The 25,618-nt window shown below is 67.3% G+C and carries 29 protein-coding genes and 1 pseudogene; 24 read left to right on the top strand and 6 right to left on the bottom strand.

Annotated elements, in window-relative coordinates:
* Window positions 1–2: 2 nt before the first annotated feature.
* The 15 genes and pseudogenes from rplP to map all read left to right on the top strand — a co-directional run bounded on the left by rplP (window position 3) and on the right by map (window position 8,159).
* Complete coding sequence (gene rplP / locus J9315_RS12325) at window positions 3–419, top strand: 50S ribosomal protein L16 (RefSeq protein WP_009379199.1); 417 nt, start codon at window positions 3–5, stop codon at window positions 417–419.
* 2 nt (window positions 420–421) lie between these two features.
* Window positions 422–637: pseudogene (gene rpmC / locus J9315_RS12320) on the top strand (50S ribosomal protein L29); the annotation flags it as partial.
* A 35-nt stretch (window positions 638–672) separates the two neighbouring features.
* Window positions 673–960, top strand: coding sequence for a 30S ribosomal protein S17 (rpsQ, locus tag J9315_RS12315; RefSeq protein WP_140955548.1), 288 nt, complete (start codon window positions 673–675; stop codon window positions 958–960).
* Window positions 961–1,109: 149 nt separating this feature from the next.
* Window positions 1,110–1,478: a 50S ribosomal protein L14 gene (gene rplN / locus J9315_RS12310; protein ID WP_137826777.1), complete on the top strand. Its 369-nt coding sequence runs from the start codon at window positions 1,110–1,112 to the stop codon at window positions 1,476–1,478.
* 2 nt (window positions 1,479–1,480) lie between these two features.
* Window positions 1,481–1,849: a 50S ribosomal protein L24 gene (gene rplX / locus J9315_RS12305; RefSeq protein WP_137826776.1), complete on the top strand. Its 369-nt coding sequence runs from the start codon at window positions 1,481–1,483 to the stop codon at window positions 1,847–1,849.
* A complete protein-coding gene (rplE, locus tag J9315_RS12300) occupies window positions 1,849–2,418 on the top strand; it encodes a 50S ribosomal protein L5 (protein ID WP_137826775.1) in 570 nt (189 codons plus the stop codon). The genes rplX and rplE overlap by 1 nt, the downstream gene beginning before the upstream one ends.
* Window positions 2,419–2,487: 69 nt before the next feature.
* Complete coding sequence (rpsH, locus tag J9315_RS12295) at window positions 2,488–2,886, top strand: 30S ribosomal protein S8 (RefSeq protein ID WP_137826774.1); 399 nt, start codon at window positions 2,488–2,490, stop codon at window positions 2,884–2,886.
* Window positions 2,887–2,903: 17 nt separating this feature from the next.
* Window positions 2,904–3,440, top strand: coding sequence for a 50S ribosomal protein L6 (gene rplF / locus J9315_RS12290; protein WP_137826773.1), 537 nt, complete (start codon window positions 2,904–2,906; stop codon window positions 3,438–3,440).
* 2 nt (window positions 3,441–3,442) lie between these two features.
* Window positions 3,443–3,823 carry a 50S ribosomal protein L18 gene (gene rplR / locus J9315_RS12285; RefSeq protein WP_137826772.1) on the top strand — a complete coding sequence of 127 codons (381 nt, stop codon included), beginning with the start codon at window positions 3,443–3,445 and terminating at the stop codon, window positions 3,821–3,823.
* Window positions 3,820–4,485, top strand: coding sequence for a 30S ribosomal protein S5 (gene rpsE / locus J9315_RS12280; RefSeq protein ID WP_232623529.1), 666 nt, complete (start codon window positions 3,820–3,822; stop codon window positions 4,483–4,485). The genes rplR and rpsE overlap by 4 nt, the downstream gene beginning before the upstream one ends.
* Window positions 4,485–4,667: a 50S ribosomal protein L30 gene (gene rpmD, locus J9315_RS12275; RefSeq protein WP_198498209.1), complete on the top strand. Its 183-nt coding sequence runs from the start codon at window positions 4,485–4,487 to the stop codon at window positions 4,665–4,667. The genes rpsE and rpmD overlap by 1 nt, the downstream gene beginning before the upstream one ends.
* Window position 4,668: 1 nt before the next feature.
* A complete protein-coding gene (gene rplO / locus J9315_RS12270; RefSeq protein ID WP_137826771.1) occupies window positions 4,669–5,121 on the top strand; it encodes a 50S ribosomal protein L15 in 453 nt (150 codons plus the stop codon).
* A 304-nt stretch (window positions 5,122–5,425) separates the two neighbouring features.
* Window positions 5,426–6,727 (top strand): preprotein translocase subunit SecY, encoded by a 1,302-nt coding sequence (secY, locus tag J9315_RS12265; RefSeq protein ID WP_198498210.1) that lies wholly within the window; start codon window positions 5,426–5,428, stop codon window positions 6,725–6,727.
* Between the two features lie 35 nt (window positions 6,728–6,762).
* Window positions 6,763–7,329 carry an adenylate kinase gene (locus tag J9315_RS12260; protein WP_198498211.1) on the top strand — a complete coding sequence of 189 codons (567 nt, stop codon included), beginning with the start codon at window positions 6,763–6,765 and terminating at the stop codon, window positions 7,327–7,329.
* Window positions 7,326–8,159 (top strand): type I methionyl aminopeptidase, encoded by an 834-nt coding sequence (gene map, locus J9315_RS12255; RefSeq protein WP_211977964.1) that lies wholly within the window; start codon window positions 7,326–7,328, stop codon window positions 8,157–8,159. Before J9315_RS12260 ends, map begins: the two co-directional genes overlap by 4 nt.
* Before the next feature lie 49 nt (window positions 8,160–8,208).
* Here the strand turns inward: map and J9315_RS12250 are convergent, their stop codons facing one another.
* Window positions 8,209–8,448, bottom strand: a complete 240-nt coding sequence (locus J9315_RS12250) for a hypothetical protein (RefSeq protein ID WP_198498213.1) — start codon at window positions 8,446–8,448, stop codon at window positions 8,209–8,211.
* A gap of 97 nt (window positions 8,449–8,545) precedes the next feature.
* Here J9315_RS12250 and J9315_RS12245 point away from each other — a divergent pair, with 97 nt between their 5' ends.
* Window positions 8,546–9,391, top strand: a complete 846-nt coding sequence (locus J9315_RS12245) for a PaaX family transcriptional regulator (protein ID WP_198498214.1) — start codon at window positions 8,546–8,548, stop codon at window positions 9,389–9,391.
* A 33-nt stretch (window positions 9,392–9,424) separates the two neighbouring features.
* Here J9315_RS12245 and J9315_RS12240 read toward each other — a convergent pair whose 3' ends face one another.
* Entirely contained in the window at window positions 9,425–10,588 is a 1,164-nt protein-coding gene (locus J9315_RS12240; protein ID WP_211977963.1) for an aminotransferase class I/II-fold pyridoxal phosphate-dependent enzyme, read from the bottom strand.
* A gap of 207 nt (window positions 10,589–10,795) precedes the next feature.
* Between J9315_RS12240 and J9315_RS12235 the strand changes: the two genes are divergently transcribed.
* The 8 genes from J9315_RS12235 to rplQ all read left to right on the top strand — a co-directional run bounded on the left by J9315_RS12235 (window position 10,796) and on the right by rplQ (window position 18,762).
* Window positions 10,796–13,789, top strand: a complete 2,994-nt coding sequence (locus J9315_RS12235; protein ID WP_211977962.1) for an alpha/beta fold hydrolase — start codon at window positions 10,796–10,798, stop codon at window positions 13,787–13,789.
* Between the two features lie 151 nt (window positions 13,790–13,940).
* Complete coding sequence (locus J9315_RS12230) at window positions 13,941–15,272, top strand: MFS transporter (protein WP_211977961.1); 1,332 nt, start codon at window positions 13,941–13,943, stop codon at window positions 15,270–15,272.
* Window positions 15,273–15,580: 308 nt separating this feature from the next.
* Entirely contained in the window at window positions 15,581–15,802 is a 222-nt protein-coding gene (gene infA, locus J9315_RS12225; RefSeq protein ID WP_009379245.1) for a translation initiation factor IF-1, read from the top strand.
* 64 nt (window positions 15,803–15,866) lie between these two features.
* On the top strand, window positions 15,867–15,980 hold the full coding sequence (rpmJ, locus tag J9315_RS12220; RefSeq protein ID WP_009379247.1) for a 50S ribosomal protein L36: 114 nt from the start codon (window positions 15,867–15,869) through the stop codon (window positions 15,978–15,980).
* Between the two features lie 195 nt (window positions 15,981–16,175).
* Window positions 16,176–16,544 (top strand): 30S ribosomal protein S13, encoded by a 369-nt coding sequence (gene rpsM, locus J9315_RS12215; protein ID WP_137826764.1) that lies wholly within the window; start codon window positions 16,176–16,178, stop codon window positions 16,542–16,544.
* Between the two features lie 51 nt (window positions 16,545–16,595).
* Window positions 16,596–17,000: a 30S ribosomal protein S11 gene (rpsK, locus tag J9315_RS12210; protein WP_009379251.1), complete on the top strand. Its 405-nt coding sequence runs from the start codon at window positions 16,596–16,598 to the stop codon at window positions 16,998–17,000.
* 161 nt (window positions 17,001–17,161) lie between these two features.
* Window positions 17,162–18,160 carry a DNA-directed RNA polymerase subunit alpha gene (locus tag J9315_RS12205; RefSeq protein ID WP_009379253.1) on the top strand — a complete coding sequence of 333 codons (999 nt, stop codon included), beginning with the start codon at window positions 17,162–17,164 and terminating at the stop codon, window positions 18,158–18,160.
* Between the two features lie 23 nt (window positions 18,161–18,183).
* Complete coding sequence (rplQ, locus tag J9315_RS12200) at window positions 18,184–18,762, top strand: 50S ribosomal protein L17 (protein ID WP_211977960.1); 579 nt, start codon at window positions 18,184–18,186, stop codon at window positions 18,760–18,762.
* Between the two features lie 410 nt (window positions 18,763–19,172).
* On the opposite strand, the gene putP is transcribed toward rplQ, so the two are convergent.
* The 4 genes from putP to J9315_RS12180 all read right to left on the bottom strand — a co-directional run bounded on the left by putP (window position 19,173) and on the right by J9315_RS12180 (window position 25,436).
* Window positions 19,173–20,693 (bottom strand): sodium/proline symporter PutP, encoded by a 1,521-nt coding sequence (putP, locus tag J9315_RS12195; protein ID WP_211977959.1) that lies wholly within the window; start codon window positions 20,691–20,693, stop codon window positions 19,173–19,175.
* Window positions 20,694–20,832: 139 nt separating this feature from the next.
* A complete protein-coding gene (locus J9315_RS12190; protein ID WP_211977958.1) occupies window positions 20,833–23,403 on the bottom strand; it encodes a hypothetical protein in 2,571 nt (856 codons plus the stop codon).
* 13 nt (window positions 23,404–23,416) lie between these two features.
* The gene (locus tag J9315_RS12185; protein ID WP_211977957.1) at window positions 23,417–23,839 is read right to left on the bottom strand and encodes a hypothetical protein; all 423 of its coding nucleotides are present in this window, start codon (window positions 23,837–23,839) and stop codon (window positions 23,417–23,419) included.
* The gene (locus J9315_RS12180; RefSeq protein WP_211977956.1) at window positions 23,826–25,436 is read right to left on the bottom strand and encodes a phenylacetate--CoA ligase family protein; all 1,611 of its coding nucleotides are present in this window, start codon (window positions 25,434–25,436) and stop codon (window positions 23,826–23,828) included. The genes J9315_RS12185 and J9315_RS12180 overlap by 14 nt, the downstream gene beginning before the upstream one ends.
* Between the last annotated feature and the right edge of the window lie 182 nt (window positions 25,437–25,618).

Raw genomic sequence — 25,618 nt, 5'->3', positions numbered from 1 at the left:
ACATGTTGATCCCTCGTCGAGTGAAGTACCGCAAGCAGCACCACCCCAAGCGGGGCGGCGCCGCCAAGGGTGGCACGACGGTGGCCTTCGGTGACTACGGCATCCAGGCTCTCGAGCCGGCCTACGTCACCAACAGGCAGATCGAAGCCGCACGTATTGCCATGACGCGCTACATCAAGCGCGGTGGCAAGGTGTGGATCAACATCTACCCCGACCGACCGCTGACGAAGAAGCCCGCCGAGACCCGCATGGGTTCCGGTAAGGGCTCTCCCGAGTGGTGGGTTGCCAATGTCAAGCCGGGACGGGTCATGTTCGAACTCGCCGGTGTGTCCGAGGAAGTTGCTCGTGAGGCGCTGCGCCTGGCGATCCACAAGCTTCCGCTCAAGGCCCGCATCGTGGCCCGCGAAGGTGGTGAGTGAGCATGGCGATCGGTTCGAAGAACCTGTCCATGGACGCGCTTGACGGTTACGACAACGAGCGTCTGGCGGAAGAGCTCAAGAAGGCCAAGGCCGAGCTGTTCAACCTCCGCTTCCAGTCGGCCACCGGCCAGCTGGAGAACCACGGCCGCCTCAAGGCCGTGCGTCGCGACATCGCTCGTATCTACACCGTGCTCAATGAGCGGGAGCTGGACATCCGTCCGAACCCCGCTGACGCCAAGGAAGAGGACAAGTGATGGCAGACACGACCAACACCGAGGCGACGTCTGTCGACCGCAACTCCCGCAAGACTGCGCGTGGCTACGTCGTCTCCGACAAGATGGACAAGACCATCGTCGTCGAGATCGAAGAGCGCAAGAAGCACCGCCTCTACGGCAAGGTCATGCGCAAGTCGGTCAAGCTCAAGGCCCACGACGAGGAGAACACCGCCGGCATCGGCGACCTCGTCCGTGTGGCTGAGACGCGTCCGGTTTCGGCCGCGAAGCGCTGGCGGCTCGTCGAGATCATCGAACGCGCCAAGTAATCCAGCGTTCGCCCCTCCCTCCCGGTCCCGCCCATGGCCTGAGACTCTCAGGCCATGGGCGGCTACCGGGAACGGGGCGAGTATGTCAATGAATCCGTTCCGCAAGGCTCGCAGCGATGTGAGAACCAGCGCGACGACAGGAGAAAACAGTGATTCAGCAAGAGTCGCGACTCAAAGTCGCCGACAACACCGGAGCCAAGGAGATCCTGGCCATCAGGATCCTCGGCGGTTCCGGTCGGCGCTACGCCTCGATCGGTGACACCATCGTGGCCACCGTCAAGGACGCAATCCCCGGCGGCAACGTGAAGAAGGGTGACGTCGTCAAGGCCGTCATCGTTCGCACGGCCAAGGAGCGCCGCCGCCCGGACGGCTCCTACATCAAGTTCGACGAGAATGCAGCTGTCATTCTCAAGGCTGATGGGGAACCCCGCGGCACCCGCATCTTCGGACCCGTGGGACGCGAATTGCGTGACAAGAAGTTCATGAAGATCGTCTCCCTGGCACCGGAGGTGTTGTGAGCATGGCGAACAAGCTCAAGATCAAGAAGGGCGACCTCGTCCAGGTGATCGCAGGTGCCCGTCAGTCGCGCGGCGGCGATCGTGGGAAGCAGGGCAAGGTCCTTGCCGTCTACCCCGAGCGCAACCGCGTCCTCGTCGAGGGCGTCAACCGCGTGATCAAGCACAAGAAGGCAACGCAGACTCAGGCCGGCGGCACCGCCGGTGGCCGTGAGACTCACGAAGCCCCCATCCATGTGTCCAACGTGGCGCTCGTTGATCCCAAGGACAACAAGCCGACCCGCGTCGGATACCGCGAAGAGCAGGTGGAGCGCAACGGTCGCACCAAGACCGTGCGGGTCCGCTACTCGCGTCGCACCGGGGAGGAGATCTGATGACGGAGACAAGCACGAACCGTCCGGCGCCGCGCCTCAAGCAGGTCTACCGCGATGAGATCGTCGGTAAGCTGCAGGAGGAGTTCGACTACGCCAACCCGATGCAGGTTCCCGGCCTCACGAAGGTCGTCGTCAACATGGGTGTGGGTGACGCAGCGCGTGACTCGAAGCTCATCGAGGGCGCGATCAACGACCTCACCCTCATCACCGGCCAGAAGCCGATCGTGACGCGGGCGAAGAAGTCCATCGCTCAGTTCAAGCTGCGCGAAGGCCAGCCCATCGGCGCCCACGTCACCATGCGCGGAGCCCGGATGTGGGAATTCGTCGACCGGGTCATCTCGCTGGCACTCCCGCGCATCCGCGACTTCCGCGGACTCTCGGACCGCCAGTTCGACGGCAACGGCAACTACACCTTCGGTCTCACGGAGCAGTCGATGTTCCACGAGATCGATCAGGATCGCATCGATCGTGTCCGCGGTATGGACATCACCGTTGTGACGACGGCGAAGACCGACGATGAGGGACGGGCCCTGCTCCGCCACCTCGGCTTCCCGTTCAAGACAAAATAATCTCTACGTTGCAGGTCCAAGCGCGCATGCCGCGGGCGGAAACCGTAACGAGGAAGGGCACGAGCCCACATGACAATGACTGATCCAGTCGCAGACATGCTCACGCGTCTGCGCAACGCCAACTCGGCTTACCACGAGGACGTCAGCATGCCGTTCTCGAAGCTGAAGTCGAACATCGCCGAGATCCTCAAGGCCGAAGGCTACATCACCGGATGGAGCGTCGAAGACGCGACCGTCGGGAAGACCCTGCGCCTCGATCTCAAGTTCGGTCCCAACCGTGAGCGTTCGATCGCCGGCCTCCGCCGTGTGTCGAAGCCGGGACTGCGCGTCTACGCGAAGTCGACCAACCTGCCGAAGGTCCTCGGTGGACTCGGCATCGCCATCCTGTCGACCTCGTCGGGTCTCCTGACGGATCGCCAGGCCGCCAAGAAGGGTGTGGGTGGGGAAGTCCTCGCCTACGTCTGGTAAGGAAAGGGGAGAAGAGCATGTCACGCATCGGCAAGAACCCGATCTCCGTTCCGTCTGGCGTCGAGGTCAAGATCGACGGCCAGGATGTGGCCGTCAAGGGCCCCAAGGGCGAACTGTCCGTGACCATCGCCGAGCCGATCACCGTGTCGCTCGATGAGGGCACGGTCACCGTGGCCCGTCCGAACGACGAGCGCGAATCGCGGTCGTTGCACGGACTGTCGCGCACCCTGATCAACAACATGATCATCGGTGTCACCGAGGGCTACACGAAGGGTCTCGAGATCGTCGGCACCGGTTACCGTGTGCAGGCGAAGGGATCGAACCTCGAGTTCGCTCTCGGCTACAGCCACTCGATCACCGTCGAACCGCCCGAGGGCATCTCGTTCTCCGTCGAAGGACAGAACAAGGTGGCCGTCCACGGCATCGACAAGCAGCTGGTCGGCGAGACCGCTGCGAATATCCGGAAGCTGCGCAAGCCCGAACCCTACAAGGGCAAGGGTGTCCGCTACGCCGGAGAGAATGTCCGTCGCAAGGTCGGAAAGGCTGGTAAGTAGAGATGGCCTTTGGCAAGAAGGAAAGCTACGGCAAGGGCAGGGCAGCTGCTCGCAAGCGCCGTCACACTCGTTTGCGCAAGCATGTCAGTGGTACGGCCGAGCGTCCCCGTCTCTCAGTGACCCGTTCCACGCGCCACGTCTTCGTCCAGGTCATCGACGACACCGTCGGCAAGACCCTGGCCTCGGCCTCCACCATGGAAGCCGATCTGCGCGCACTCGAAGCAGATAAGACCGGCAAGGCACGCAAGGTCGGCGAGCTGGTTGCGCAGCGCGCCAAGGAAGCCGGCGTCGAGGCCGTCGTGTTCGACCGTGGAGGCAACGCCTACCACGGCCGTGTGCAGGCCATCGCCGAAGGTGCCCGTGAAGGAGGATTGGCGCTATGAGCGAAGAGAACAACGTCTCGCAGGAGACTGCTGAGAACCGCGGTTCCGACAACCGCGGCGGTGACAACCGCGGCGGACGCGGCCAGGGTCGCGGACGCGGCGAGGGTCGCGGTCGCGGCGGTCGCGGAGACCGCGAAGAGAAGAGCCAGTTCATCGAGCACGTCGTCACGATCAACCGCGTGTCGAAGGTCGTCAAGGGTGGACGTCGGTTCTCCTTCACCGCCCTCGTCGTCGTCGGTGACGGTGACGGCATGGTCGGCATGGGCTACGGCAAGGCGAAGGAAGTTCCCGCCGCCATCGCGAAGGGTGTCGAGGAGGCGAAGAAGAACTTCTTCCGCGTCCCCCGCATCCAGAAGACGATTCCCCACCCCGTCCAGGGTGAGGAAGCGGCAGGCGTCGTCCTGCTCCGTCCCGCCGCTCCGGGTACCGGCGTCATCGCCGGCGGTCCGGTCCGTGCAGTGCTCGACGCTGCCGGCGTCCAGGACATCCTGTCCAAGTCGCTGGGTTCGTCGAACGCGATCAACATCGTCCACGCTGCGATCAAGGCTCTCCAGAGCCTCGAGCGTCCCGAGGAAGTCGCGGCTCGCCGTGGACTGCCCGTCGACGAGGTCGCACCGCACGCGCTTCTGCGCGCGGCTGCTGAAAGCGGGGCGAAGGCCTGATGGCGAAGCTCAAGGTAACTCAGAAGAAGTCCGAGATCGGCGGCAAGCAGAACCAGCGCGACTCGCTGCGTTCGCTCGGCCTCAAGCGGATCAACGACGTCGTGGTGCACGACGATCGCCCGGAGATCCGGGGCATGATCAACGTCGTGCGTCACCTGGTGACAGTGGAAGAGGTGGACTGAAATGGCGAACAACGACGCACTGAAGATCCACGATCTCCGTCCGGCCCCCGGCGCCAAGACCGCGAAGACCCGTGTGGGTCGCGGTGAGGGCTCGAAGGGCAAGACCGCCGGTCGCGGAACCAAGGGCACGAAGGCCCGCTACCAGGTTCCGCACGGCTTCGAGGGTGGACAGACGCCGATGCACATGCGTCTGCCCAAGCTGCGTGGGTTCAAGAACCCCGCGAAGGTGACCTTCCAGGTCGTCAACCTCGACAAGCTGTCGGCTCTGTTCCCGGAAGGCGGCGACGTCACCGTCGCCGATCTGGTCGCCAAGGGCGCTGTGCGCCCGAAGCAGCCGGTCAAGGTTCTGGGCACGGGTGAGATCACCGTGGCGATCAACATCACTGCAGACAAGTTCTCGGGCTCGGCGCTCGAGAAGATCGCAGCTGCAGGCGGAAGCGCCACCGAGGCCTGAGTGCGGGCCCGCACACGCGGGCACGGCATCAGGACCCCGAGACGGAAGGGGCGGTCACACTGTGACCGCCCCTTTCGGCATCCCCGTACCCCGGCAGCGGGCATTGGGCACACCTGAGGAGAACCCGGGCGCCGCCTCGGCGAGACCCTCCTCACGATGGGACCCGAGACCGGCGCGAGACCGGGGGAGAGGGGCCCGCTCGGTTTCTGCCTGAGACCCGCACCCTGGTAGTCTTTTGCAGGTATTTGTCTCATTCGCCAGGTCGTGACAGCGACCCTGACTTCCATCCCCCTGAGGAGAACGCTTGATCGGCGCAATTCGGAGGGCCTTTTCCACGCCCGACTTGAGGAACAAACTCCTCTTCACCCTGGGCATCATCGTCCTCTTCCGCCTGGGCTCCTTCATCCCCTCGCCTGGCATCGACTACACGCAGGTCCAGCAGTGCGTGGCGTCCCCGCAGCTCAATGAGGGCGGGTTCGCGATGATCAACCTCTTCAGCGGCGGCGCCCTGCTCCAGCTGTCGATCTTCGCCCTCGGCATCATGCCCTACATCACGGCGAGCATCATCGTCCAGCTGCTCCGCGTCGTCATCCCGCGCTTCGAGGCCCTCCACAAGGAAGGCGCCTCCGGCCAGGCCAAGCTCACGCAGTACACCCGCTACCTCACGATCGGCCTGGCGATCCTCAACGCCACGACCCTCGTCGCGACCGTGCGCTCCGGTGCGCTGTTCGGTCAGATCGAAGGTTGCACGAACCTCATCACCAACGACACGTGGTGGGGCATCACCGTCCTCGTCATCACGCTCACCGCCGGCACCGGCCTCATCATGTGGCTCGGCGAGCAGATCACCGAGCACGGCGTCGGCAACGGCATGTCGATCCTCATCTTCACCTCGGTGGCGGCGGCCTTCCCGTCCTCGCTCGGCGCGATCCTCCGCGAACAGGGCATCGACGTGTTCCTCATCGTCATCGCCGTCGGCCTCGTCCTCGTCGCCCTCGTCGTCTTCGTCGAGCAGTCCCAGCGCCGCATCCCCGTCCAGTACGCCAAGCGCATGGTCGGGCGCCGGATGTTCGGCGGCACCTCGACGTACATTCCGATCAAGGTGAACATGGCCGGCGTCATCCCCGTCATCTTCGCCTCCTCGGTGCTCTACCTGCCGAGCCTCATCGCTCAGTTCTTCAACCCCGAGACGAACTGGGTCGAATGGATCAACACGTACTTCACCACCGGTGACCACCCGATCTACATCGCCGCCTACGCGGTGCTCGTCATCTTCTTCTCGTACTTCTACGTCGCGATCACCTTCAACCCGGAGGAAGTCGCGGACAACATGAAGAAGTACGGCGGCTTCATCCCCGGCATCCGGGCCGGACGTCCCACCGCGGAGTACCTGAGCTACGTGCTCAGCCGCATCAACTTCCCCGGATCGCTCTACCTCGCGTTCGTCGCGCTCATCCCGCTCATCGCCCTGGTTCTCATCAACGCGAACCAGAACTTCCCCTTCGGCGGCACCTCGCTGCTCATCGTCGTGGGTGTCGGCCTCGAGACGGTCAAGCAGATCGACGCGCAGATGCAGCAGCGCCACTATGAGGGCCTGCTCCGCTGATCCCACGGTCAGCGCATTTCTCCGGAAGGACAGATATGAGTTCACGCATCATCCTCATCGGCGCGCCCGGCGCCGGCAAGGGCACCCAGGCGGCACGACTCGCCGAGGCGCTCGACATCCCCGCGATCTCGACCGGGGACATCTTCCGCGCCAACGTCAAGGGCGAGACCGAGCTGGGCACGCTCGCGAAGCGCTACATGGACGCCGGTGAGTACGTGCCCGACGAGGTGACGAACAAGATGGTCGCCGATCGTCTCGCGCAGGACGACGCCGCGTCCGGCTTCCTCCTCGACGGCTACCCGCGCACCGCCGCGCAGGTCGCCGAACTCGATCGGATGCTCGAGGCCGGCGGCCACGAGCTCTCCGCCGTCGTCGAGCTCACCGCCGATGTCGACGAGGTCGTTGCCCGGCTGCTCGCCCGAGCGGAGAAGGAAGGCCGCAGCGACGACAGCGAGGACGTCATCCGCCACCGCCTCGACGTCTACGCCGAGCAGACGCAGCCGCTCACCGACATCTACCGCGAGCGCGGACTGCTCCGTGAGGTCGACGGCCTCGGTGAGGTCTCCGCGATCACCGATCGCATCCTCGACTCCCTGCGATGATCTTCGGTCCCCGGATCGAGCTGAAGTCGCCCGCGCAGCTGAAGAGCATGCGGGCGGCCGGCGCGGTCACGCGGGCCGCGCTCGACGCCGCCCGGGCCGCCGCGGTGCCGGGCGCGACGACCGCTGAGGTCGATGCCGCCGCGGAAGCGGTCATCGCCGAGGCGGGGGCGACGTCGAACTTCAAGGGCTACCAGGGCTTCCCGGCGGTCCTGTGCATCTCCGTCAATGAGGAGATCGTCCACGGTATCCCCGGGCAGCGCGTGCTCGAGCCGGGCGACCTCGTCTCGATCGACGGCGGTGCGATCGTCGACGGATTCCACGGGGATTCCGCCTTCACGATGATCGTCGGCGGGGACGCCGCGGGCACGGCGGCCGACCGGGCCCTGTCTGCCGCGACCGAGCGGGCCATGTGGGCCGGGATCGCGGCGTTCGCGACGGGCACGAAGGTCAGCGACATCGGGGATGCCATCGACGACTATGTCACCGAGGCGGCTCCCGACCTCGGTCTCGTCGAGGAGTTCACCGGTCACGGCATCGGCACGTCGATGCACATGCCGCCGGAGGTCCTCAACTACCGCGCGAAGTCGAACGGTCCGAAGATCAGGCCGGGCATGTGCCTGGCGATCGAGCCGATGCTCACGGCCGGCAGCCCGGAGACGGTGACCCTCGCCGACGACTGGACGGTCGTCACCGCCGACGGCTCTCGGGCGAGCCATTGGGAGCACAGTGTCGCCCGGCACGACGGCGGAGTGTGGGTGCTCACCGCACCCGACGGCGGGGCCGCCGAACTCGCCGAGTTCGGGATCACCCCGGTGCCGCCGGGGCAGTGAGCGCAGTGCCGTCGCGGTGCGACGGCATCCGGGTGAGGGGAGTGGGGCCTCAGCTGCCGACCGTGGTCCCGCGCGTCGAGGCCGCGACCCCGAGGTACGTGGCGACGAAGACCCCGGAGAACGTCATCAGCCCGAGGGCGAACATCCACACGGCCGTCTCGAGGATCTCGGCACCGAAGATCTGGAAGAGGCAGAAGGCGATGAATGCGGCCGCTGAGCCCGCGAGCAGACCCGTGATCTTCGCCGTCGAATAGACCCGCTGCCTGCGCTCGAACCTGTCGTTGTCCATGATCATTCGTCCCTTCTCATCAGCCCTGGTGGGATGGCTCTCACGGTAGGATTGAGGCATGAGCGACGTCCAACTTGCCACGAAACGTAGGCGAGATGTGGGCGATCGCTATCGGCTGACGCGGATCGCCTTCGACGTCGTCTCCGTCTTCGGATGTCTGCGGGCGAGCGGGGTGCCCGGCCCGATCATCGTGCGCATCCTCGCCGACCACGGCTATTCGGCCTCGAGCGTGCGCAACCAGCTCACCCGCATGGCCCAGCGCGACCTCATCTCCCTCGAGCGCTGCGGTCGCGTCACCCAGTACCGGCTCAGCCCGCGGATCCTCGCGCAGTTCCGCGACATCAGCGGCGACCGCGAACTGCCGGAGTTCACCGGCCGCTTCCACGCCGCCCTCTACACGATCCCCGAGACCTCTCGCCCCCTGCGCGACCGCTTCCAGTACGTCGCGCGCATGCTCGGGTACCGGCAGCTGCGCGCCGGGGTCCTCATCGGATTCGCCGATCGCAGCCACGCTCTGCGCGCCCAGCTGCCGGGCGACATCGACGGCGGCTGGTACGAGTGCACGCAGATCGTTCCCGCCGACCTCGCCGCGGCGAAGCGGATGACCGCGATCGCCTTCGAACTCGCCGGTGCCCGCCGGCAGATCGAGGAGTTCGAGGTCGAGATCAGCCGCCTCGGCGGGCCGCGCGACAAACCGGGGGCAGGTCTGCCGGAGCTGCCGATCGGCCGGTTCTTCGACCTCTACTACCGGGTCGGGCGCGCGGTCATGGAGAACCCGCTGCTGCCGGCGGAGATCGTCGGGTCCGAGCAGCCCTCGCAGCGCTTCCGGACGTTCATGGACCGCTGCAACCTCGAGTACTATCTCCGCTACGACCAGCAGGTGCGGGAGGCGGCGGCGGAGAACGCGGCCTTCGACCTCATCGAATGGCTGCCGGAGGGCTGAGGCTGCGACACCGCTGGCCTGACGGCTGGGTGCTCAGTCGTGCGGTCCGCGCCGGACCGCGGCGACGAGGCGGTACACGGCCTCCTCGAGGAGGGGACGGGGGAGGGCGAAGTTGATCCGGACATGGCCGGCGCCGACCCTCCCGCAGAGGCGCCCCTCGGTCACTGCGACCTTCGCCGCCTCGTTGAAGTGCGCCGAGAGCCCTGACTCGAACCCGTAGCCGCGCAGGTCGAGCCACGCGAGGTAGGTGCCGTCGGGCGGGATGTAGGCCGCGTTCGGCAGCTCGGAGGTGAGCAGATCGGTGAGGACGTCGCGGTTGCCCTTGAGGTACGCGGTGATCTCGGCGAGCCAGTCGCCGCCCTGGGAGTAGGCGGCGGTCGTGGCGAGGATGCCGGGGTTCGCGGCCGCACCGGAGACGAAGTGCCCCTTCCGGGCCCAGGTCTCACGGTCGTGGGGATTCGTGAGGATGAGCTGCGCGCATTTGAGGCCGGGGATGTTGAAGGCCTTCGACGCCGCGGTCGCCGTGGCGGTGTGTCCGGCGGTCACCTCGCTCAGGCTCGCATACGGCACATGGTGGGCGGGATCGTAGACGAGGGGAGCGTGGATCTCATCGGAGAACACCCGCGCGCCCGCGGCCTCGACCACCTCGGCGATCGCGAGCAGCTCCGCGGGCGAATAGACCTTCCCGATCGGGTTGTGCGGATTGCACAGGACGAGGGTGGCCCCCGGGGTGAGCGCTTCGGCCACGGCGTCGAGGTCGACCTGCCAGTCGGTCTCCGTCCGCAGCATCGGCACCTCGATGAGTTCTCGGCCGGTGACCGCAGCGACGTCGAAGAACGGCATGTACGCCGGGGTCGGCAGGACGATCGGTGTGCCGGCCGGGGTGAGGTGCTCGAGCACGCCGATGAAGGCTGCGAGGACGTCGCTGGCGAGGTGGACGTGCGCGGCGGGGAACTGCCAGCCGTAGCGTTCGGCACAGAACGCCGAGGTGGCGCTGCGGAGATCGGAGACGAGACTCGTCGGCGCGTAGCCGTAGAGGTCGCGGGCGTCGATCTCGGTGAGCGCCTGCCGGATGACGGGAGCGACCCCGAAGTCCATCTCGGCGATGAAAGCACCGAGGCTGCCCGGGAACGACGACCATTTGCGGCCCCCCTTCGCGACGAGCGATTCCTCGGTGATGGCGTCGAGATCGTCCATGGTGCTCTCCTCCCTGTGCGCGGCAATGACTGTGCTCACGCTAGCAGTCGCCGCGGCCGGTCCTACGGGGACGACGACATGGGAGGTCACGGGGCGGATCGCCGGATGCAGAGGCAGGGCGGCGACGCGGGGGCGATCATTGTCACGAAACGATAACGAAGAGTATGAAAAAATGCTGACCGTTATCTGTGCGTTACGATGGCGACCATGACCCACATCACATTGAGAGGGTCTTCGCGTGTCCTGGGAGCGTCGATCATCGGCGCTTCACTGCTGTTCGCGGGCAGTCTGCCCGCCGTCGCCACAGGCACCGCGGAGTCACCCGCGTCCACCCAGCAGACCCTGCCGACGGCAGACTCGGCGACCGACACCGACCTCGAGATCACACTCGGCATCGACGCCGAGGTGACCGCGTCGCCGGACCTCACGATTCCCGTCACCGTCGCCGCTGATCCATCCGGCCCGACCACGCTCACCGTCGTCCGCGCCGCCGGCAACGACCCCGTCGACGGGGCCGAGGCCACGGTCGAGGCCGGCACCGGCACCGTCGAGACCGAGATCGACGGTGCGCCGCTGACTCCCGGCACCTACATCGTCAAATCCGCGGACAGTCTGAAGACGAGCGACGACTTCACCGTCATCGCCGACCCCACGGCCGAGCCCACCGAGACTGCCACTCAGAGCCCCGCCGCGCCGGAACCGAGCGAGCCGGCGCCGACCGAGCCGGGAGCGACGGAGGGACCGACGCAGGAGCCGAGCCCGAACGCCGAGGAGCTCGACAAGTACTACCCGCAGCTGGCGAAGGAGCTCTTCGGGCAGGACGACGGCACATACCGCATCCCCGATCCGCAGGGCGGGGGCACAGGTGCCGGCAACGTTCCCGCCGGATTGGAGAAGTACTATAACCAGAAGGTCGACCTGAGCGCGGAGAACTGCGGCAAGCTCGGCTACCCCGACTACTCCGAGCGGATCGGGCGGGCACCGCTGTGCGGTTACCTCATCGCCCCGATCGACGCGGAGGACCCAGCCGCGGGCAATGTCGCGATCGCGATGATGAAGGTGCCCTCGGGCAAGATGGTCGGCGGGAAGTTCGAGAAGACGACGTCCCAGGGCACCGTCGCGTGGAACCCCGGCGGACCCGGCGGCTCGGGCATGACGCTCGGCGTGGCCGGTGCCCTCTACGAACCCGACCTCGCCGCGAACTTCGACCTCGTCGGCTTCGACCCGCGCGGCACCGGCGGCTCCATGCCGTTCTCCCAGTGCTCGACCGATGAGCAGATCGACGCCGACCGCGCCGAGGACGCCTGGTCGGGTGACCGCGACAATGCCGAGGACATCCTCAACGATCAGGCCGAGCGCTTCGCCAACGACTGCATCGAGAACACCGGCAAGCTCTTCGACCTCGGCGAGGGCGGCCAGGAGAATCTCATGAAGCACCTGGGCACGTGGGACGCCGTGGGCGATCTCGACCTCATCCGCTCGACGAGCGGAGACGACAAGCTCGACTTCATCGGCTTCTCCTACGGCACCCGCCTCGGCTACGTCTACGCCCAGAAGTTCGGTGACAGCGTCGGCCGCCTCGTCCTCGACGGTGCCGTCGACCCCGGCAACGTCTCCGCCTACAAGGCGCTCAAGGACATCAACGCCGACCCGCAGGCGTACCTCGATGCCAGCGGCAAGCTCGTGGCAAAGGAGGACGCCGAGGAGGACGCCGACGACTCCGTCAACCAGATCGCCGGCTTCCAGGGCACCTTCGAGCAGTTCGCCCTCGACTGCTCGGCCAAGGGCACGGACGGCAGGACCTGGGGTGAGACCTACCCCGACCTCGAGTTCCCCGCCCGCCTGGCCGAGCTCAAGGACCAGCCGTTCACGTGCGCTCTCGGCGACGGCATCACCGACCGGGAGGAACTGACGACGGCCGTGCAGGGAGTGCTCCGCTCACTCGAGGGCAACCCGCTGCCGACGGGCATCGACGGCGACGACCGCGAGGTGACGTTCGGCGATGCGCGCACCGGCGTCATCCAGGCCCTCTACTCGGAGACGCTGTGGTCGAGGCTCGCCCTCGGTCTCACCGAACTCAAGGCAGGGGAGTCCGCCGGTGAGCTCATGCGACTCGCCGACGACTACAACTCCCGCGACGAGACCGGCCACTACGATCCGATGCTCCAGGCGTTCACGAACATCCGCTGCACGGATGAGAACAGCTACGGTGACAAGCCGGACCTCGCGGCGCTGCGCGACCTCGCGGAGCGCTACGACGAAGCCGGACCGTTCCAGGCCGCCTCGGTGTCCCCGGGCGTCTACGACTACTGCGACTTCTGGAAGTTCAAGGGCACCCTGCCCAAGCCGGAGAAGCTCACCGCCGTGCCGAACATCCTCGTCGTCTCCACGTCCCACGACTCGGCGACCCCGTACGCCTCGGGAGTCAAGCTCGCCCGCACGATCGACGGCAGCCTGCTCTCGGTCTCCGGGGCCTCGCACACCTCGTACATGTCACGCGATGAGAACAAGGCATGCACGGACGAGACGGTCAACGCGTTCCTCTCGCAGGGCACGGTGCCCGAGGTCGGCGACTTCGGTCCCAAGCTGCCGACACCCGACACGGCCGTCGACGACCGCGGTGAGACGATCACTCTGCCCAACCGGTGCCGGATGGACACGTTCCGAGCCGAGGACTTCTCCCTGTCCAAGGACACCGCGTCGGCCGGGGAGAGCCTCGAGGCGACCGTGAAGCATCAGGCCTCGGAGGAGACGTACACCGTCGCCTTCGAGACCGGCGGCAGCCTCGGGACGCTGACGACCGACAACGGCGGCAACGCCGTGGGCCGGATCACCGTGCCGCAGGACGCGAAGCCGGGCACCTACGTCGTCCAGCTGCTCGATGAGGGCGGCAAGACGACGGCGAACACGACGCTGACCGTGACCGGTGACGACGGCAAGGGCGACGACGGCGGCAAGGACAGCGACGGTGCCGGCTCCGACGGCGGCGGCTCCGAAGGCGGCGGCAGCGCCGACGGGGACGACCCGAAGGGCGGCGGTGACGCCCCCGGCGGCGGCTCAGCCGGCGGCGGTGACGATGGCGGCGGCAGCCTGCCGCGCACCGGTGCCGACATCTGGGCGCTGCTCGCCGAAGCGCTCGCCCTGCTCACCGCCGGTGGGCTCGTCTACCGGGCCGCGAAGGTCCGGAAGCCACGGCACTGACTGAGAACGCGGCCGGGAGTGCGCTCCCGGCCGCGTCGCCGTCGGTTAGCATCGAGGCAGAGCACAGGCGCACCCGGTCCGGCGATGCGGCGGGGCCGGGGACGCGCTGCGACGACGCGGCGCGATCGGCGGCGCACAGGCAGGTCAGAGGGTGAGAACGACGGGACGGACATTCCGACACAACCAGTGGGCGCTCAGCCTTGCGCAGCTGTTCGCCGGCATCGGCGTGGCCACGGGCTTCGCCGTCGGCGGGATCCTCGCCGAGAGGCTGACCGGGCGCACCGAGCTCGCCGGCTTCGCGCAGACGGCGTCGATCCTCGGCGCCGGACTCCTCGCCCTGCCGCTGGCCCGGCTCGCCGCCGCACGGAATCGGCGGTGGGCGCTCGGCGTCGGCTACGGACTCGCCCTCATCGGGGCGCTGCTCATCGTCGCTGCGATCCTCGCCGGCATCTCCCTCCTCTTCTTCGTCGGCATGGGCTGCTTCGGCTCCGCGACCGCCGCGGGGCTGCAGAGCCGGTACGCGGCGACCGATGCGGCACCGGCGAACCTCAAGGGGCGGGCGATGTCGCTCGTCGTGTGGGCGACGACTGTGGGGTCCGTCGTCGGACCCAACCTCGCCGAACCCGGGGCCAGGCTGGGGGAGGCCCTCGGCATCGACCCCTTCGCCGGGCCCTTTCTCATCGCCGTCGCGGGCTACCTCCTCTCCTTCGTCTGCGTGATGTTCCTCCGCACCCCTGCCGTGTACTCGCCCGCGGAGGTCCCCGCGTCAGTGGCATCCCCGCAGCCGGGTGCGACGGTGGGCGGATCCGCCGAGGGGGAGACCCCGGTGGAGCAGGTGTCCGTCGGCGATGTCCGCACGGCCGCCTCGGTGACGGAATCATCCCGCCGAGGCGGGGCCTGGCGAGCTGTGCGCCGGTCCCCGGGTGCCCTCTTCGGCCTGCTCTCCGTCGTCACCGGACACATGATCATGGTCTCGACGATGGTGATGACGCCGGTGCACATGGACCATCAGGGGTTCGGCCTCGGCGTCATCGGGGTGACGATCGCCGGGCACATCTTCGGGATGTACGGTCTCTCCCCGGTCTTCGGCTACCTCACCGACCGCTTCTCGCCGGGACGGGTCATCGCGCTCGGTCAGGCGCTCTTCGCGCTCGCCCTCGTCCTCGGGTTCATCGACGCCGCGGGAGAATCGTCGTTCACTCGGATCTCGATCGCCCTCTTCGTCCTCGGCCTCGGCTGGTCGGCGTGTCTCATCGCCGGGTCGACGCTGCTCACACAGGACACCGACGAGGCCCACCGGATCGAGGTCCAGGGGCTCTCGGACGCCGGGATGAACCTCGGCGCCGCAGCCGTCGCGGCCTGCGCCGGACCGCTGCTCGCGCTCGGGGGATTCGCGTGGATCACCGTGCTCGGCGCCCTCGTCCTCATGGTCGCCGTCGTCGTCGGCCTGCGCACCGGATACGGCACCCGCGCGCACACCTGAGCCGGGCGGGCGCCTCGGTCGTGCTGGGAACGAGCGGCCGCCTCGGTGCCGGGGTCGGGATTGTAGGGGAACTCACGCACAGAATCCAGGACCGCCTGGAAGATCTTCGCATCGTCGTGTAGAGTAGATGATTGGTCTGTTCTCACTCAACTCACCCATTCCCGGTTGTGGGCGGCGTCACGCCATCCACAACTTTTCATGTGGGAAAGTCGGGTCCGAATCGGCCGATGGGATCGCCGGTGTTCATCGGCGATCGACGATTACGTCGAACGCGAAGGATTCGCGGGAATACGAGGTTAGCGAACGATATGGCCAAAAAAGAAGGGGTCATTGAGATCGAGGGCACCGTCGTCGAGGCTCTCCCGAACGCATCGTTCCGGGTCGAGCTGAGCAACGGGCACAAGGTGCTCGCGCACATCTCAGGGAAGATGCGTCAGCACTACATCCGCATCCTGCCCGAGGACCGAGTCATCGTGGAGCTCTCTCCTTACGATCTCTCGCGCGGACGAATCGTCTACCGCTACAAGTAAGGATCTTCGATCATTCGCGCCGGACTCCCTCACCCGGGGAGACCGGCCGAGAGAAGGAAAAACGATGAAGGTTAAGCCCAGCGTCAAGAAGATCTGCGAGAAGTGCCAGGTGACCCGCCGTCACGGTCGAGTCATGGTGATCTGCTCCAACCCGCGCCACAAGCAGCGTCAGGGCTGAGCAGCTCTTCGAGCAGACGAAGTCCCGCATAGGGACTTCACGCAGCACCACACCCACGCAGACCTCGCCCCCTGCGCGGCGCCTGAGCGCCGAGCAGGACGATACCTTCGGTCGGGGGCCGAGGACCTTGAGGTGAGAACCCGAGGACAGGTCTGCATCAGCACCTCCGAAACATCATTACAGGAGTAAGAACCTATGGCACGTCTTGCCGGAGTCGACATTCCGCGTGAAAAGCGCGTGGAAGTCGCCCTGACATACATCTATGGTGTGGGCCGCACCCGTGCGCGCCAGACCCTCACGGAAACCGGCATCAGCCCGGACACCCGTGTGAAGGACCTGACCGACGCGGAGCTCGTGCAGCTGCGTGACTACATCGAGGGCACGTTCCAGGTTGAGGGCGACCTCCGTCGTGAGGTTGCCGCCGACATCCGCCGCAAGGTCGAGATCGGCAGCTACGAAGGCCTGCGCCACCGCCGCGGTCTCCCGGTTCGCGGACAGCGGACCAAGACGAATGCGCGCACCCGCAAGGGACCGAAGCGCACCGTGGCCGGTAAGAAGAAGTAACATGCTCACCCGGTTGACCGGCGTCAACCACCTCGATCAGGAGTAAAACATATGCCTCCCAAGTCACGCGCCGCTTCAGCGCGCAAGCCTCGCCGCAAGATCAAGAAGAATATCGTTGCCGGCCAGGCTCACATCAAGTCCACCTTCAACAACACCATCGTGTCGATCACCGATCCGACCGGTGCTGTCATCTCCTGGGCCTCCTCCGGTGAGGTCGGCTTCAAGGGCTCGCGCAAGTCGACTCCCTACGCCGCTCAGATGGCTGCGGAGTCCGCTGCCCGCCGCGCACAGGAACACGGCCTGAAGAAGGTCGACGTGTTCGTCAAGGGACCGGGCTCGGGCCGCGAAACCGCGATCCGCTCCCTCCAGGCCGCCGGTCTGGAACTGGGCACCATCCAGGATGTCACCCCGGTTCCGTTCAACGGCTGCCGTCCGCCCAAGCGCCGCCGCGGCTGACCCTTTCCGTGACACTCACCGCAGGTGACGGGCCGACCGGCCCGCCACCCGCGGCGATGCGGATTCTTTGCATAAAACCGAACCGTTCTTCATGACCCGTACGCGGTCATGACGTGCAGTGCGAACGTCATATAGCGGATGTTCGCTGAAAGGAAGCCCACGTGCTCATTGCACAGCGCCCAACACTCACGGAAGAAGTCGTCTCCGATAACCGCTCGCGGTTCGCCATCGAGCCCCTCGAGCCGGGCTTCGGATACACTCTCGGCAACTCGCTTCGTCGCACTCTGCTGTCGTCGATTCCGGGAGCCGCCGTCACCTCCATTCGGATCGACGGAGTGCTCCACGAGTTCAGCACCGTTCCAGGCGTGAAGGAGGATGTCACCGAATTCATCCTCAACCTCAAGTCCCTGGTCGTGTCGTCTGAGTTCGACGAGCCTGTCGTTGCGTACCTGCGCAAGCAGGGCCCCGGCACCGTGACCGCCGCCGATGTCTCCGCTCCCGCCGGAGTCGAGATCCACAACCCCGACCTCCACATCGCCACGCTCAATGGCGAAGGCCGTCTGGACATGGAGCTCACCATCGAACGCGGACGCGGCTACGTGTCGAGCGCGCAGAACAAGAACGCGGATGCCGAGATCGGCCGGATCCCGGTCGACTCGATCTACTCGCCTGTTCTCAAGGTCACCTACAAGGTGGAAGCCACTCGTGTCGAGCAGCGCACCGACTTCGATCGCCTCGTGCTCGATGTCGAGACCAAGCCGTCGATGACCCCGCGCGACGCCATCGCGTCTGCGGGCAAGACCCTGGTCGAGCTGTTCGGACTCGCCCGTGAGCTCAACGTCGAAGCCGAAGGCATCGAGATCGGCCCGTCGCCGGTCGACGCCGCGCTCGCCGCTGACCTCGCCCTGGCGATCGAGGACCTCGACCTGACCGTGCGCTCCTACAACTGCCTCAAGCGTGAGGGCATCCACACCGTCGGTGAGCTCGTTGCTCGCAGCGAAGCCGACCTCATGGATATCCGCAACTTTGGTTCGAAGTCGATCGACGAGGTCAAGGCCAAGCTCAACGAGCTGGGTCTGAGCCTCAAGGACAGTCCTGCCGGGTTCGAATCCGGTCTCGCGGAAGAGGACCAGTCCTACGTCGAAGACGAACAGTACTGATCTAGACCTAGGAGTTTCTCACTATGCCTACCCCCACGAAGGGCCCCCGCCTCGGCGGATCGCCCACGCACGAGCGCCTCATGCTCAACAACCTGGCAGCTCAGCTCTTCGAGCACAAGCGCATCACGACGACCGTGACGAAGGCCAAGCGCCTCCGCCCGGTTGCCGAGCGCCTCATCACCGCAGCGAAGAAGGGCGATCTCGCCGCTCGTCGCCGCGTGCTCGCGCAGATCGGCGACAAGTCGATCGTCCACGAGCTCTTCACCTCGATCGCCGAGACGATGGCCGAGCGTCCGGGTGGATACACCCGCATCACGAAGATCGGCCCCCGCAACGGCGACAACGCCCCGATGGCCGTCATCGAGCTCGTCCTCGAGCCCTACTCGCCGAAGCAGGCGACGGTGAAGGAGGCCGAGCAGGCCACCGCCGCCGCAGCCGCTCCCGCTGACGAAGAGGTCGTCTCCGACGACGTCACCGTCACCGAGGATGCCGACGGCGATGTCGTCGTCGACGAGGTCAAGGTCACCGAGGATGCCGAGGGCAACGTCGAGACCGACGAGACCGTCGAGGTCATCGACCCGGCGGCCGGCAAGGACAAGTGACCCCAGCCTCCACGTGAGGCCGGGCGCACGTTCTGCGCGCCGTTCACTTCAGGCGGGCACCCCAGCGCGGGTGCCCGCCTGAAGTGCATTCACGGGGACTTTGCGGTGGCAGCGGCGCATCGTGTGCGTGCCGCTGGTCCCTCGTTCAACAGGTGCCGTGAATATCGCGTCTTGGGGGACGACTTTTTCGCGGGAAGTGTTGAGTGAGCGCAGTGGGTATGTGCTGTGCGCCTCCTTCAACAGCTGGCGTGAATATCGCGTCTTGGGAGACGACTTTTTCGCGGGAAGTGTTGAACGGGCGCGACGGCGAACCTGCATGACACCGAACCTGTACGACACCGAACGCGAACGGCCCGCTGGTCCTGGTAGACCGGCGGGCCGTTGTGCTCACGCAGTGCAGGCGAAGGCGTTCACTGCACCTTCGAGAGCTCCACTCCTTCATCGAACTCGCGCTCGATCTCCGGGTTCGGCTTGTAGGTGGCGAGGCTGACGACGACGGCGACGATGAGATTGATCGCGAAGCCCGGGATGATCTCGTAGATCGCATCCGTCAGCGGGGTGTTGAGCTGCCCCCACACGAAGGCGACGACGGCACCTGCGATGAGTCCGCAGAGCGCGCCCCAGTTCGTCAGCTTCTTCCAGAACAGGGTGAGGAGGACGATCGGACCGAACGAGGCGCCGAATCCGGCCCACGCGAAGGCGACGAGGTCGAGGATGCTGTTCGACGGCGAGATCGCGAGCAGCACGGCGATGACGGCGACGACGAGGATGCCGAGGCGACCGAGGAGGACATACGTCTTGTCCTGCAGGGTGCGCTCTGATCCGACGCGCGCGGCGACGATCTTGAAGAGGTCCTCGACGAGCGCCGAGGAGGTGACGACGAGCTGCGAGGAGATCGTCGACATGATCGCCGCGAGGACGGCGGCGAGCACGAGACCGGCGATGAACGGGTGGAAGAGGATCTGCGCGAGATCGAGGAACACGGTCTCGGGGTCCGTCGGCGCCTGGTCCGCATGCTGCGAGAAGTAGGAGATGCCGACGATCGCGGTGGCGATGGCACCTGCGGCGGAGATCGCCATCCAGCCCACGCCGATCCGGCGGGCGACGGTGGCGTCGGCGGGAGTGCGCAGAGCCATGAAGCGGACGATGATATGCGGCTGCCCGAAATACCCGAGGCCCCAGGCCAGGGAGGAGATCACGGCCAGGTAGGTGCCGCCGGCCCAGAACGGTCCGGAGCCGAAGAGGCTGAGCAGGCTCGGATCGATCGCACGGACGTTGGCGATCACCTCGGCGGGGCCGCCGGCGTTGATGACGGCGACGATCGGCACGGCGATGAGGGCCGCGAACATCAGCAGCCCCTGGGCGACGTCGGTGAGCGTCGCACCGAGGAAGCCGCCGAAGAGCGTGTAGACCATCGTGATCGCGGCGACGATGAGCATGCCGGCGAGATAGTTGAGGCCGAAGCTCGATTCGAAGAACTTGCCCGCCGCGACCATGCCGGAGGAGACGTAGAACGTGAAGAACACGAGGATGATGAGGCCGCAGACGATCCGCAGGAGGTGAGTCCGGTCCTGCAGCCGCTCTTCGAAGAAGCTCGGAATGGTGATCGAGTCACCGGCGGTCTCCGTGAAGGCGCGCAGGCGCGGGGCGACGAATTTCCAGTTCACCCAGGCGCCGACGGTCAGGCCGATCGCGATCCACGCCTCGACGAGGCCGGCGAGGTAGATGGCGCCGGGCAGACCCATGAGCAGCCACCCGGACATATCGGAGGCACCGGCGCTGAGGGCCGCGACCGACGGGCGCAGACCGCGGCCGGCGAGCATGTAGTCATCGAGGCTGTCCTTGGTCTTGCGGTACGCGAACCACCCGATCGCGAGCATGCCCGCGAAGTACAGGATGATGGCGATGGTCCGGAATGTCGGCTCCGACATGATGATGTGCCTCCTTGTCTCAGCATCGGAGACTCTACATCACCTCGGACGTGTGGTGTGAATAACGTGTGAGTAACATCAGAGCCCTGGATTTTCGCGGCTCCTGCCTCTACACGTGCGCTCACGTCGTCGTTCCCGGTCAGCGGCGAGCCGACCGGGGCACCGGGGTCGTCGAGCGGCCGATCGAGAACGCGGCGAGCGGTCGCGTCGTCGGTCCGTCGCCGAGGCGGTCGCGCAGTCTCGCGTGCGTCGCCGGGCAGTCCTTGATCTCCGAGTGGACGTCGACGCGCAGGCCCGCCCGATCGAGGAGCAGCCACGTCCGCAGCAGATCTCGGCCGAGTGCGATCTCGCGGGCCGCATCATCCTTATCCTCGGTGACCGCGAGGACGACGTGGTGCGGGGCTCCCGTCCGCGCCGAGGAGGTCGCCGGGTCGTCGGCGGTCGTCGAATCGTCGATCGGCGCCGGGTCTCCTGGCTCGTGACCGACGAGAGGAAGACCTGATCCACGGCGCGGGCCGCGGAGACGGTCCCGGAGACCGTCGACCCATCCGGCCGGGGCGAGGGCGGTGGCGAGGCCCCTAGCGACGAGCGGCCGGAGGCGGGGACGGTTGAGGACCCCGGCGAGTCGGGCGGCCGCGGTGGGGATCCGCAGGCAGGCGGCGCTCAGTCCGTCCTGTCGGTAGGCGGGGTCGGCAGGATCGAAGCGCAGCCAGGTGAGGGTTTCGGCGAAGACAGCCGGGTCGGCGAAGGAGTGTCGGGTGGCGCGCGTGAGCAGGGCGGTCCACTCGTCGTCGGGGATCTCGACGAGGCGCGCCCCCGATCCCGCCAGTGCCGCGTCGGCGTGGCCGACCGCCTCGGCGAACGCGGTGTCATCGCGGGACAGCGGACCGCGGTCGACCTGACGGTGACGGAGATCGGCAGTGGTGAAGGACGGCCAGTCTCGGTGGCCGCCGGCCGGCACCTCACGGTCGTCACCGCTCGCCGTGTCCCGCAACCCGCGTCGGTCGCCGGGATCGGCGCTGACGGTGACCCTCAGCCGGACGTCGAGACTCGGTCCCCACCCGTCGACGGAGGTGACCGCGGTATCGAGTCCCGCCTCGGCGGCGGCGATCGACAGCGCCTCGACCCAGCACCCGATCGAGAGGTGGAGATCCTCGGACCGCGGGTCGCCGACCGGGAGGGTGCGGGCGGGATCGACGGTGAGTGCGACCTCCGCCGATGTTCCGTCGTCGGCGATCCGCACGATTCTCGGCACCCACGGCTGCGTGTTGTGCGCCGAGGGGGAGCGTCCCGCCGTCGCGAAGAGGTCGGTGAGGAGCGCGGCGTCGATGCGCGCCGCCGGGGTTGCAGGTGCGACAGTCGCAGACTGGGTGCTCGGTTCCGCGGAAGTCGGCTCCGCGGGGATCGGCTCTGCGGAAGTCACTGCCACGGTCGCCGTTGCTGCAGTCGCAGCTGCGGTCACCGGGACTGCAGTCGCGGACGCAGGTACGGCCGGCCCGACGGCGGGATCCGCGGCGGTGCTCGCTGCGCGGTGCCGGTCGAGGAAGCACAGGGAGTGCAGCGGCGTGCCTCCGGCCTTGGCGAAGACCGCCGCGGAGGCGGGATTGTCCTCGGCGATGAACGTCACCCGCAGGCGCCGGTAGCCGCCGGCGGCGAGTCCGGCGTAGACGTCGCCGAGGACGAGGGAGAGCAGGCCGGTGCCCTGGAAGCGCGGATCGGTGCCCTGGATGATGAGCACGGCGTCGCGGAGACGGGAGCGGTGCCGCAGCAGGTCGGCGATCGCCGCCGGACCGAGGCGACCGCCATGCCGGCGCAGCACCGGCGCGGGGTCGGGGATGACGAGGGCGAAGCAGCGGGAGGGGGCGTCGTCGGCCTCCATCTCGCCGACGACGTCAACGATGAGGGACGGATCCATGAGAGCGGCCATGCCCGCCATCTGCGACCGCAGCTGGGCAGGGGAGATCGGCGTGTAGTACGGCAGAGCCGCGAACGCCGCGTTGAGCGCCGGCAGCATCCGCCCGGCGAAGCTGCGCAAGCCCCACCGGGACACCGGACGGCGGCGCAACCCGTGCGCGGCCCACGCGGTCGCGGTCGCCCGTGCGTGCGGGACCTCCCCGACGGCGACCTCCCACGTCTGGGCGGGCCCCCACTCCCGGAAGCCCGCGGCCCGGAACGCGGGAGCGAAGAACGCCGGGTTCCACGCGGTGTCGAAGAACCCGGGATGGTCGTGGCCGGCGGTGACGAGCCCGCCGGTGACGTTGGGCAGCGGAGAGACCGGACCGAAGACGCGGGCGGCGCCGAGGTGGTGCGCCCGCTCGTCGATGAGCGCGATGATCGCGGTCAGGGCGGTCTCGTCGGCGGCCTCGAGGGCTCCGAAGAAGAGCGTCTCCGGTGCCTCCGCGATAGGGCCGTCGCTGATCCGCTCGGCGAGCAGTCGCGAACGGTGGCACATCACGCGCCCGACCGGGGTGCCCGCGCTGTCACGGACGAGCCAGAGTTCGACCGCCTCGGCGAACCATCCCGTGCCCGACTGCCACTCCGCGATGTCGGCGGCGAACAGCGGCACCGCTCGTTCGGTCTCGCCGCGGAGCGCGGCGATCCGCGGGCCGAGGTCGATGAAGGTCCGAAGGTCCGCCCGCGAGGCCACGCGATGGGCGGTCATCCCCGTCCCAGTGGGCACGCTCGTCCCGTGCCCGGCAGATCCGGTCATCCCGGTCCCACCCTCATTCCTCGCTCGTCGGGGTGAAGGTCTCGATCATCCCCAGGCGGCCGTCCTCGGCGCGGAATTCGCCGTTCGTGTACCCCCACTCCTCGGCGTCGAAGATGCGGATGAAACCGCCGCGGGCCGGGGAGCTGTCCCCGGCGCCGACGAGCCAGTGCATGATCTCGACGTGTTCGGGGGTGCGGGCGAAGCGCATGAGATCGTCCCGGGTCGCGAAGGCGACGAGGAGGCCGATCCGGTCGGGGAACTCGTAGTAGCTGCGGTGCCACAGATAGCCGGGGGCGCGGCGCAGGGCCTTCGCGAGCTTCGGCCAGCGGCGCACCTGGCCGAGCATGCTCAGCGGATTGCGGTACCGGTTGGCCCCGAGGAAGAACGACTCGGCGCGCGCCTGCGGAGGGGCGAGGGAGAAGTCATTCGATCGCATTGCTCTCCTTGGGTTGGAGGTAGACGTTCTTGATCTTCGTCGAGGCGGTGGCGAAGGGACCGGTGCCGAAGTCGTGGATCTCGATCTCGAGCTCTGCTGTCGTCGGATCCTCCTTCATGCTCTGCGCGAAGTCCCTGGACACCGAGGCGAGATGGCCGAGCACGCCGGCCCGGATGGTCTCGGCGAGCTCCTCGCGCTCGCCGGCGCTCAGCTCCTCGTTCCCTTCGGCGCCGGTCTCGCGGAGTTGGATGTGGAGGGCGGGGCGGTGCTCGTGGTCGGCGAGTTCGCGCAGTTCGATGCGGAAGGACTCGATGAGGTGGGCGCGTGGGTTGTCCCGGTAGAGGCCGTTCTCGATGTCGAGCGGGTAGATGTTGGCACCCATATAAGAGATCGTCGAATCCGACCGGCCGAAGAGGAGGACGAACGGCAGCTTCATTCCGTTGTCGGCGAAGGCCTGTGAGCACTGCCGGGCGAGCTCGTGGTGGGCGCGGGTGAGCTCGACCATCGTCGGGAAGTCGATGAGCTTTGCCTCGTCGCCGATGTTGTAGCGCAGCCGGGGACTCATCACCGATGCCGAGTTGATCGTCGCGACGAGTTCCCCGTCGGCCGTCGTCTCGAGGTAGGTCTCGAGGGGGTTGTACTGGAAGACCATGGGCACGCGGGACTCCTCGGGGCCGAGCACCTCGGCGCGGAAGGCGAGGTCATGGGCCAGGGCCCGGCGGATGACGACGGAGAGGTCGGACTCCCCGGCCATGCCGATCGTGAGATCCGAGGCCCCGTACCCGGAGTAGACCCGGTGGAACCGCTGCTCGAGATAGTCGCGCAGGCCCTCGGTCATCGCCTCCCCGCCGACGAAGCCGTTGATCCGGTACTCGTCCCAGACTCCCGGCTCGGCGTCCATGCGGTCGACGAGGTGCTTGAGGAACGGGGGATAGGCACTGATGAGGTACGTGTGGCCGGGGCCGAAGTGGCGCATCGTGTCGAGGATCTTCTCGAGGTCGGGTCCGGTGTTCTTCACCATCGCGACCTTCGCCATCGCCAGGCCCGTGTTCGTCCCCGTCGCCCACGCGCCCATCGAGAACGCGTTGATGCAGAAGAGGTCCGCATCCCCGAAGAGCATCGTCACATACCCGGCGACGTTCTTGTGGACGGTGTCGAGCTCGCGCTTCGACCGCATCCAGTTGAACGGCGTGCCCGAGGAGCCCGAGGACTCGTCGACGACCGTGCCGATCCGCTCGATCCGCCCGCCCCAGCAGCGGTGCTCCTCGCTGTAGACGCGGACGAAGTCGTCCTTCGACGTCGGAGTGTAGGCCTCGAGGTCCCACCACGTGAACGTGAACCCGGTGCGCGCGAGGTAGTCCTGGTAGGCGGGCACGTCGAGGGAGGCCTGCTGGCAGATCATCCACGCGTTGAGCCGGGCGAAGGGCTCGAGCTTCGGCGAGTAGTGCCGGGCGGTGAAGCGCCAGATCGCCGGGTGGAGCCGGTACGTGCCGTAGGCGGCCGTCAGGCCGAGGTTCGCGGTGCGCAGCAGGGCTTGGCGGGCGAGGTTGATCGGTCCGCGGGGGATCGGCAGGCGCCGCAGGTGAGTCTCACTCATAGTCGAACGGTAGCCCAGGTTGACCGCCCGGGACCCGTGTGCGGCGCAATTGTGTCAGAACCGCACCACCGGGGCCGGTTGCGTCGACGGCGGAGGGCGGAGAGCGGGCTGGGTCCGCACCGCCCCGTGAGCGAGCGGTGATGCCCGCCTCGGTGGGCCATGGGGACGATCCTCGCCTCGGT

The organism is Brevibacterium sp. W7.2 (genome assembly GCF_018137945.1).
Lineage (GTDB): Bacteria > Actinomycetota > Actinomycetes > Actinomycetales > Brevibacteriaceae > Brevibacterium > Brevibacterium sanguinis.
The sequence above is the reverse complement of the archived record's forward strand: the minus strand, read 5'-3'. Positions and strand labels throughout refer to the sequence as shown.

Bases quoted from the DNA above. Each gene is read 5' to 3' on its own strand.
- rplP (WP_009379199.1), top strand. From the start codon at position 3: ATGTTGATCCCTCGTCGAGTGAAGTACCGCAAGCAGCACCACCCCAAG.
- rpsQ (WP_140955548.1), top strand. From the start codon at position 673: ATGGCAGACACGACCAACACCGAGGCGACGTCTGTCGACCGCAACTCC.
- rplX (WP_137826776.1), top strand. From the start codon at position 1,481: ATGGCGAACAAGCTCAAGATCAAGAAGGGCGACCTCGTCCAGGTGATC.
- rplE (WP_137826775.1), top strand. From the start codon at position 1,849: ATGACGGAGACAAGCACGAACCGTCCGGCGCCGCGCCTCAAGCAGGTC.
- rpsH (WP_137826774.1), top strand. From the start codon at position 2,488: ATGACAATGACTGATCCAGTCGCAGACATGCTCACGCGTCTGCGCAAC.
- rplF (WP_137826773.1), top strand. From the start codon at position 2,904: ATGTCACGCATCGGCAAGAACCCGATCTCCGTTCCGTCTGGCGTCGAG.
- rplR (WP_137826772.1), top strand. From the start codon at position 3,443: ATGGCCTTTGGCAAGAAGGAAAGCTACGGCAAGGGCAGGGCAGCTGCT.
- rpsE (WP_232623529.1), top strand. From the start codon at position 3,820: ATGAGCGAAGAGAACAACGTCTCGCAGGAGACTGCTGAGAACCGCGGT.
- rpmD (WP_198498209.1), top strand. From the start codon at position 4,485: ATGGCGAAGCTCAAGGTAACTCAGAAGAAGTCCGAGATCGGCGGCAAG.
- rplO (WP_137826771.1), top strand. From the start codon at position 4,669: ATGGCGAACAACGACGCACTGAAGATCCACGATCTCCGTCCGGCCCCC.
- J9315_RS12260 (WP_198498211.1), top strand. From the start codon at position 6,763: ATGAGTTCACGCATCATCCTCATCGGCGCGCCCGGCGCCGGCAAGGGC.
- map (WP_211977964.1), top strand. From the start codon at position 7,326: ATGATCTTCGGTCCCCGGATCGAGCTGAAGTCGCCCGCGCAGCTGAAG.
- J9315_RS12250 (WP_198498213.1), bottom strand. From the start codon at position 8,448: ATGGACAACGACAGGTTCGAGCGCAGGCAGCGGGTCTATTCGACGGCG.
- J9315_RS12240 (WP_211977963.1), bottom strand. From the start codon at position 10,588: ATGGACGATCTCGACGCCATCACCGAGGAATCGCTCGTCGCGAAGGGG.
- J9315_RS12235 (WP_211977962.1), top strand. From the start codon at position 10,796: ATGACCCACATCACATTGAGAGGGTCTTCGCGTGTCCTGGGAGCGTCG.
- infA (WP_009379245.1), top strand. From the start codon at position 15,581: ATGGCCAAAAAAGAAGGGGTCATTGAGATCGAGGGCACCGTCGTCGAG.
- rpmJ (WP_009379247.1), top strand. From the start codon at position 15,867: ATGAAGGTTAAGCCCAGCGTCAAGAAGATCTGCGAGAAGTGCCAGGTG.
- rpsM (WP_137826764.1), top strand. From the start codon at position 16,176: ATGGCACGTCTTGCCGGAGTCGACATTCCGCGTGAAAAGCGCGTGGAA.
- rpsK (WP_009379251.1), top strand. From the start codon at position 16,596: ATGCCTCCCAAGTCACGCGCCGCTTCAGCGCGCAAGCCTCGCCGCAAG.
- rplQ (WP_211977960.1), top strand. From the start codon at position 18,184: ATGCCTACCCCCACGAAGGGCCCCCGCCTCGGCGGATCGCCCACGCAC.
- putP (WP_211977959.1), bottom strand. From the start codon at position 20,693: ATGTCGGAGCCGACATTCCGGACCATCGCCATCATCCTGTACTTCGCG.
- J9315_RS12190 (WP_211977958.1), bottom strand. From the start codon at position 23,403: ATGACCGGATCTGCCGGGCACGGGACGAGCGTGCCCACTGGGACGGGG.
- J9315_RS12185 (WP_211977957.1), bottom strand. From the start codon at position 23,839: ATGCGATCGAATGACTTCTCCCTCGCCCCTCCGCAGGCGCGCGCCGAG.
- J9315_RS12180 (WP_211977956.1), bottom strand. From the start codon at position 25,436: ATGAGTGAGACTCACCTGCGGCGCCTGCCGATCCCCCGCGGACCGATC.